This is a genomic window from Allocoleopsis sp. (genome assembly GCF_036703385.1).
Lineage (GTDB): Bacteria > Cyanobacteriota > Cyanobacteriia > Cyanobacteriales > Coleofasciculaceae > Allocoleopsis.
Genome location: NZ_DATNPA010000759.1, coordinates 1 through 7,186 on the forward strand (window position 1 = coordinate 1; position 7,186 = coordinate 7,186).

Here is a 7,186-nt window from a genome sequence, read left to right on the forward strand (position 1 = left end):
CAATGGCATGAATAATACAACCAATTGCATCTGCCTTACCGATAATGTAACCGTAAAGTTCAGATTCGCGATCGCGGGTAATTAAAGGTTGGCGTGATTCTGTTGCCCAAATTAGGTGATAGTAAGTGCGCCAGAAAGACATGAGTTTAATCTTGAGGTCTTGAAATGAAGCCTTGAAATAAAGGAATTGGCATTACTCAAGTTAATGTTTCTCCCAGTTTCATTCGCTTAATTCCACCACAGCAGGAATGCCAATCGTTTTGTAGCGATTCACCGCAGAAACCGCCACGCTGTCCACTCTTTGATTTGATTGTCGGCGCTTAAATCGGTAGGAAGTCTGCCGTCCGGGTAGAACCTGAGTCATCCAGCGATCGCCTATTCGAGTTTGCACCACCCACAACCATACCATTGGCAAACCTGTAGCCGTCCAGCTGAGTTGAATTTCATCGGAATTCTCATCTTCATCGACCTTGAGAAGCGGTTGACCCGGTGGTATGTTAGGAAGCCACGGCGATGCCGGAATCACAGCCGGTTGGTTGTAAAGTTCGCCACTTAAGGCATCTGAGATGCCCTGACGGTTTTGCATCAACGGCTTCATACTGAAGTGGATGTTACCCGTTGCACCTGCAAAACCTCGTGTTATCCGGATTTGGTAAAGAATTTCCGAGACAGGCCAAGAGTTGTCTGGATCATCCGTTATCTGACTTGTATAATTTCCCGGCCAAATATGCCGCCCTTGGCTATTGTGTTCAATCCACCAGTTGAGTAACACCGGATAGCTGAGCTTGGTTTGTTCGATTTTCCAGTAAAGTTGGGGGGAGAAGTAATCTAACCAGCCATTAGTTAGCCATTTGAGAGAATCAGCATAAATCTGATCATAAGGATCGAATGCATCATATCCATCAAAGGTTCCGATTTGCTCAGGATAACCGGGTCGCCAAATGCCAAAAGGGCTAATCCCAAACTTCACCCAAGGCTTTTCCTGTTTAATCGCTCGATAGAGTCGCTCCACTAACGTGTTAACATTTTCTCTGCGCCAGTCATTCCGGCTAAGTTGACCTCCTGAACGTACATAGTTCTCCCAACTCGAATCATCAGGGAAGTCAATCACCTGTTGATTCTCGTCTCGCTCCGGATAGGGATAGTAGTAGTCATCGATGTGAACGCCATCAATGTCGTAGCGCCGGACGACATCCAGCATGACGTTAAGTGTATAGTTCTGAACGTCTTTGTTTCCAGGGTCTAGCCAAAGATATTTACCATACTGTTTCACCCACTCCGGATGGGTTTTGCTAATGTGGTTAGCGGAAATTTCGGAGGTGGCTTGGGCATGACGGGCGCGGTAGGGGTTGAACCAGGCGTGTAACTCTAACCCTCGTTTGTGTGCTTGTTCTACTGCAAATTCTAGCGGGTCATAGTAAGGGTTTGGAGCTTTACCCATCTTTCCCGTTAAGAACTCTGACCAAGGTTCGTAGGGAGAGGCATAGAGAGAGTCACAGGCGGGACGGATTTGCAATATAACTGCATTTAAGTTCAATTTCACCGCCCGATCCAGGAGGGCAATGAGTTCTGCCTGTTGCTGTTGAGTCGTCAATCCGGGTTGGGATGGCCAATCGATGTTGGTTACGGTGGCAATCCAAACGCCCCGAAACTCGCGGGCAGGTGGTGGAGGGAGGGCAGCTTGGTGAGTTGGGGGTTCTACAGCTTGGACGGAAGGGCTAACCAGAAGCAATAACCCACTCAACAGTATGGCTTTGATGTTCATAAACGTTGCTCCCCTGAACTATAGGCGCGATAGCGATAGCGAAGCGGTAGCGATAGCGAAGCGTTAGCGAGGAACGAGCGTCGGAACGAGCGTCGGCGTGACGCTAGCGCTGCTGCCTTCAGCAGATCGCTTTCTTGAGAGAATCAAAGAAGGCGATCGCAATATTGAGCATAACTGGCAGTTCACTCTCAAAAAAAAAGGAAGGCCTGAGGTAGTATTACGATGCCAATAAGCTGCTGGTGGATTGTTTGAATAGCGATGTTTATTGACTCTACCCGTTCCCTATTTGCAGGAGGTTCTAGGATAGAGATCCAAGAGCAATTCATCATCCCTTACAACCGTGACGCCCCGTCTTTCTCCAATTCACTCTCAAAACAACAGCACTACCCAAAATCCCCCAAGCGTGACTGAGGTAGATAAATCCGCTCAGTCACAAGTAACCTCAATTCCTCCGCTTTTGGGCGCGTCGTTAGCCGAGTTAACCGAATGGGTGCAACAGCAGGGGCAACCCGCTTATCGAGGGCGTCAACTGCACCAGTGGATTTATCAAAAAGGGGCGCGATCGCTCACAGAAATTTCCGTTTTTTCTAAGCAATGGCGGGAAGTTGTTGCCGATGTTCCCATTGGTCGCTCTACATTACACTACCGATCGCCATCCCCCGATGGTACCGTCAAGTACCTACTACGACTAGCAGATAGTCACATTATTGAAGCCGTCGGTATTCCAACGTTCACTAGAGGAGGAGAGGAAGCGTGGGATGGATGGGAAGATAACCCCAGCCAACAGGCAAAATCCAAAGAACGTCTCACAGTTTGTGTTTCCTCTCAAGTGGGTTGTCCAATGGCGTGCGACTTCTGTGCCACTGGCAAAGGGGGATTTATCCGCAATCTCAAACGCCATGAAATTGTCGATCAAGTCTTAACCGTTCAGGAAGACTTCGGGCAACGTGTCAGCAATGTGGTATTCATGGGGATGGGAGAGCCATTGCTGAATCTCGATGCGGTGTTGGGTGCGGTAAAGTCGATTAATCAAGATGTGGGAATTGGAATGCGATCGCTAACCATTTCCACCGTCGGCATTCCCGGACGAATTCGCCAACTCGCCGAACATCACCTACAAGTTACCTTAGCCATCAGCCTCCATGCCTCAAATCAGGCATTGCGAGAGCGACTCATCCCCACAGCGAAGCGGTATCCCTTGGAAGCGCTCTTAGACGAGTGCCGGGAATACGTACAATTGACCGGGCGTCGGGTAACGTTTGAATACATCCTGTTGGCTGGACTCAATGACCTTCCAGAACACGCCATTGAGTTAGCAGGACACCTGAGGGGGTTCCAGAGTCACGTTAATCTGATTCCTTACAATCCTATCAGTGAGGTCGATTACCAGCGCCCGACGCCACGAAGGATTCAAAACTTTGTAGAAGTTCTGGAAAAGCAGCATATTGCAGTTAGCGTGCGCCGCTCTCGTGGACTGGAAAAAGACGCCGCCTGCGGGCAATTACGGGCTTCAAAAATTGCTCAGCCCGTATGATGTCCCTATCCAAAATCCAAGATTCTTGGTCAAAGGTGAAAGGCTTTCCGGCTTTCAAATAAGCTTTTTCTCCTTTACCTTTGACCAAACAGGTGGATATGGGCAACTAAATATTCAACCGCTTATGATATGAAGTCCGCTTGATTACCCACAATAAAAACTTCTTTGCGTCACCCTGTCCCCGCGTCAGCCCTAACTATGGGTGTTTAACCGGACATGATATGACCGAATAATTCGTAATTATGAATACTGGCTCTCGCGTTAGCTTCGCAACGTAATTCGTAATTATAAATTCAAAAAGCGGGTCAGAAGCCCTGGCCTTTAGGCCGCCCATGTTTAAGCGGGGTCTAAATCCCTGTTTAAACATTAATTACGTTAGCGCAGCGCTAGAGCTTTAGTGAGGACGTAGCCCATTACAAATTACGAACTACGAATTTTTCATCCTAGCGATGAGCGTAAATGCCAGGAGCGTAAGCCTCAACGACTTTACCCGTGCGAGAACAGTTAATCATCAAATAGTCGCAGACGGGGCATTGAGTCTGGGTAATGTGAGTTGTTTGGAAAAAAAGTCTTTCTGCATGACTGCCACAATTGGGGCAGCGAACTTTTTGTGTTATCTTCATTTTTCAACCTTCGTATTTCAGTAATTTATAAAAAAAGCCAAAGAAAATTTTTACAGGTTCCCTACTAAAGGAAGGGAAAAAACCAAATTTTATATCTCCCTGCGCCTTTTAATTATTATGTCAGTATTTCTACTTCTTGACAAGAAGAACTTAGCGATATACTCCGTCATTTTCAGTAAACAATAGCAATTTTACTTCGATCCCCAAGGTTAAATTGTGGTTTGGCATCGATCCACGCGGTTGTTGCTGGAAAAGCAGCTCCAAGCTAAAGAGCGGTTTAGTTTTCTTAAAAAACGCTCTGGCAGGCAAAAACAACCATAGATTAGTCAATTACTAATCCCATATTTCTATTCTTAAGGTTTAATTAAGGTTTTTGGTCTATCGGTAGTTAGATTGAGGAGTAGCTTTTAGCAGGAAGAAAACATTACTGTTGTAAAGTTCACTACAGTTGAACACCCTTGAAATTCCTCAGTCCATCTGCCAATGGTTCTGAAGAGTAAACCCAGATGAGATTGAGATTCAAAAATATAGTTGTAGGGTTAGGAGTGCTACAGCTGTTTTCCACTAAACTGGATGATGCTCCCCTTCCAGGCTTCTGGAATTATCATCGACCTAACCTATTGGAGAGGCGATTGCCGCCTTTGCGGCAGCGCCAAGCGATCGCAAAAAAACCCAGTACTGCTCTACCAATCCAGCAAAACGTCGGGTTCGATTGCCGCCTTCGCGGCAGCGCCAAGCGATCGCACAATGTCACTAGCTGTCTGCTACAACTCAAATGGCGATCGCAATTGATTTTGGCACAAGTAACACTGTAATTACGCGCTGGAATGCCGCAACCCAGCAACCTGAAACCCTCAGCTTACCAGGACTTTCGCTGAAATTAGGGGACAATCCTCCTTTAATCCCCAGTTTGCTCTATATAGAAGATGCGAATCAGGGTAAAGTCTTAGTTGGGCAGGAAGTACGTGACAAAGGACTCGATCTAACTAATGACCCCCGCTTCTTCCGCAGCTTCAAACGGGGAATTGGTGCTGACATTCAGGGATTCTTACCGGAACTGGATGAGAAAGCTGTAAGTTTTGAGCAGGTCGGGCAATGGTTTCTAGAGCGAATTATTGAACAACTGAAAACCACTGAGGACGGTGCTATTGATTCCTTAATTCTCACCGTGCCAGTGGATAGCTTTGAAGCCTATCGTCATTGGTTGAGTGGCGTCTGCCAATCCCTGCCAGTGGAACAGTTACGCATCTTGGATGAACCCACGGCTGCTGCTTTGGGCTATGGCATTGCCAATGGGCAAACCCTCCTCGTGGTTGACTTTGGCGGTGGTACTCTGGATTTATCTCTAGTACAACTCAATCAGGACGCCCAACCGGGTAAAAAGCCCTTGGGTTTTATCGTCAAGTGGGGTGAGAAGCTGCTGGGGGAAAGTTCGGGACAGAAGGTAAAAATCGCCCGTGTACTCTCCAAGGCGGGGCAGAACTTGGGTGGCTCGGATATTGATAACTGGCTGGTGGATTACTTTGCCGAGACTCAAGGATTGACGCGATCGCCTCTGACCACCCGTCTTGCCGAACGATTGAAAATCCAGCTTTCTGAACAGGAGTCGGCAACGCAAGTCTATTTCAACGACGAAACCTTGGAGAGTTACGAACTCAAGCTTGATCGCAAGACGTTTCAAACCATCTTGAAAGAACACCAGTTTTTTGAGACACTGGACGATATGATGGCACAACTCTTGCAACAAGGGCGTCGCGCCGGGATAGAAGTGCCCGATATCGATGCTGTCTTGTTAGTCGGTGGCAGCGTTAAAATTCCAGCCGTTCAGGACTGGGTGAAGCAATACTTCGACGCTGATAAAATTCGTTGTGAGAAACCCTTTGAAGCGATCGCACAAGGCGCACTTCAGCTGGCTCAAGGCATCGAAATCCAGGATTTCCTTTACCACAGTTACGGCATCCGCTATTGGGATAGGCGCAACAACTGCCATAACTGGCATTCCATTATCAAAGCCGGACAGGCTTACCCGATGAGTGAACCCGTTGAACTCCTATTGGGGGCATCGGTAGACAACCAACCCAGCATTGAACTCATTGTTGGAGAGTTGGGTTCACAGACGGGGGCGACGGAAGTGTATTTTGATGGCGATCGCTTAATTACCCGTCAGATAGGCGGGGGTAAAACGGCCGTACAACCTCTCAATGATCGGGATGGGGCGAGAACCATTGCTCAACTGACTCCTCCAGGAAATCCAGGACGCGATCGTATCAAAATTCAGTTTTGGGTGGATGCTGGGCGTTCTCTACGAATTAATGTGGAAGATTTACTGACTCAACAACCCTTATTGCAGAATCAGGTGGTTGCTCAGTTGAGTTAATGTAGTGAACTTGTATTTAATACAGGTTTTTGTAGGGGCACGATATATCGTGCCCTTGCTTTGTGGTGTAGGTAAATGAAAACCGCTATAGACTGGTGAGTGCCACCTACACCTCCTCTGTTGTTAGCTAGCATGTCTTTCACTCAAGAAATAGAAACATCACAAGATGTACTCGAAAATGTTATCTTTCCTCCTCTCGAAAAAACGAAAAGCATCGCTGTCCGAAACGCCTCTAATGCTTCAGTAAAAGTCCCTAAAAACGTCAGGGGGTTTTCCTTGAACTCTCCAGGTAGAAGGATTCGGCAAGATTTCCGGGGGCGGTTTTTCGGAAACTGATAAGTTCTTTACATACGAAGGAGAGAGTGCAGAAGCTGAGTTGTTAGGACGGTTCGCAGACCCGATCGAGGCGATCGTTAAAGATGCAGTAACCGTTAAACCCTCTTATAACGGAACTGCCATTGAAGCCTTTTTTACTCCAAATAACCTAACCCTTGATGAAGCAAAGAAGCTGAGTGGCTATGCTTATTTTAATTGGTACCAAATTGTCGCTAAACTGCCGAAAAGCGTAGATGAGGAAAATGAGAAGCTAATAAAAGAGGGAGAAGAGCCTGTTTTCTCTTCTCGTCAATCTCCAAACCTGCCTATATCTGCACCTATGATCGACTCACCATTGTCAGGTTGGTCATATTGGCAACGCCGTAATAATTTCTCAGAATTTGCCAAGGAAGAGATTTTCAACGATAATTTGCCCTTCTACTACGATGAGCAAGAACCATCAATTATTCCACTCAATACGATACTTCCATTCGGTCGGCTGAATGATACTCGCAAGGAACAAGAAATTGGCGGCTCTCCCTTTGGCTCAGCCAAAACGTTGAGATTTTTTG

At 47.0% G+C, this 7,186-nt stretch carries 5 protein-coding genes and 2 pseudogenes; 4 read left to right on the forward strand and 3 right to left on the reverse strand.

What is annotated here, in order from left to right:
* Positions 1-142: pseudogene (locus tag V6C93_RS35545) on the reverse strand (IS200/IS605 family transposase); the annotation flags it as partial.
* A 78-nt stretch (positions 143-220) separates the two neighbouring features.
* On the reverse strand, positions 221-1,765 hold the full coding sequence (locus tag V6C93_RS35550; RefSeq protein WP_333481415.1) for a glycoside hydrolase family 10 protein: 1,545 nt from the start codon (positions 1,763-1,765) through the stop codon (positions 221-223).
* Between the two features lie 403 nt (positions 1,766-2,168).
* Here V6C93_RS35550 and rlmN point away from each other — a divergent pair, with 403 nt between their 5' ends.
* Positions 2,169-3,299: a 23S rRNA (adenine(2503)-C(2))-methyltransferase RlmN gene (rlmN, locus tag V6C93_RS35555; protein ID WP_349262939.1), complete on the forward strand. Its 1,131-nt coding sequence runs from the start codon at positions 2,169-2,171 to the stop codon at positions 3,297-3,299.
* Positions 3,300-3,742: 443 nt separating this feature from the next.
* On the opposite strand, the gene V6C93_RS35560 is transcribed toward rlmN, so the two are convergent.
* Positions 3,743-3,922 carry a replication restart DNA helicase PriA gene (locus tag V6C93_RS35560; RefSeq protein WP_333481417.1) on the reverse strand — a complete coding sequence of 60 codons (180 nt, stop codon included), beginning with the start codon at positions 3,920-3,922 and terminating at the stop codon, positions 3,743-3,745.
* A 506-nt stretch (positions 3,923-4,428) separates the two neighbouring features.
* On the opposite strand from V6C93_RS35560, the gene V6C93_RS35565 reads away from it, so the two are divergent.
* The 3 genes and pseudogenes from V6C93_RS35565 to V6C93_RS35575 form a co-directional block, all read left to right on the forward strand.
* The gene (locus V6C93_RS35565; RefSeq protein ID WP_333481418.1) at positions 4,429-4,737 is read left to right on the forward strand and encodes a hypothetical protein; all 309 of its coding nucleotides are present in this window, start codon (positions 4,429-4,431) and stop codon (positions 4,735-4,737) included.
* The gene (locus V6C93_RS35570) at positions 4,698-6,299 is read left to right on the forward strand and encodes an Hsp70 family protein (protein WP_333481419.1); all 1,602 of its coding nucleotides are present in this window, start codon (positions 4,698-4,700) and stop codon (positions 6,297-6,299) included. The genes V6C93_RS35565 and V6C93_RS35570 overlap by 40 nt, the downstream gene beginning before the upstream one ends.
* A 376-nt stretch (positions 6,300-6,675) precedes the next feature.
* Positions 6,676-7,186, forward strand: a pseudogene (locus V6C93_RS35575) (hypothetical protein); the annotation flags it as partial.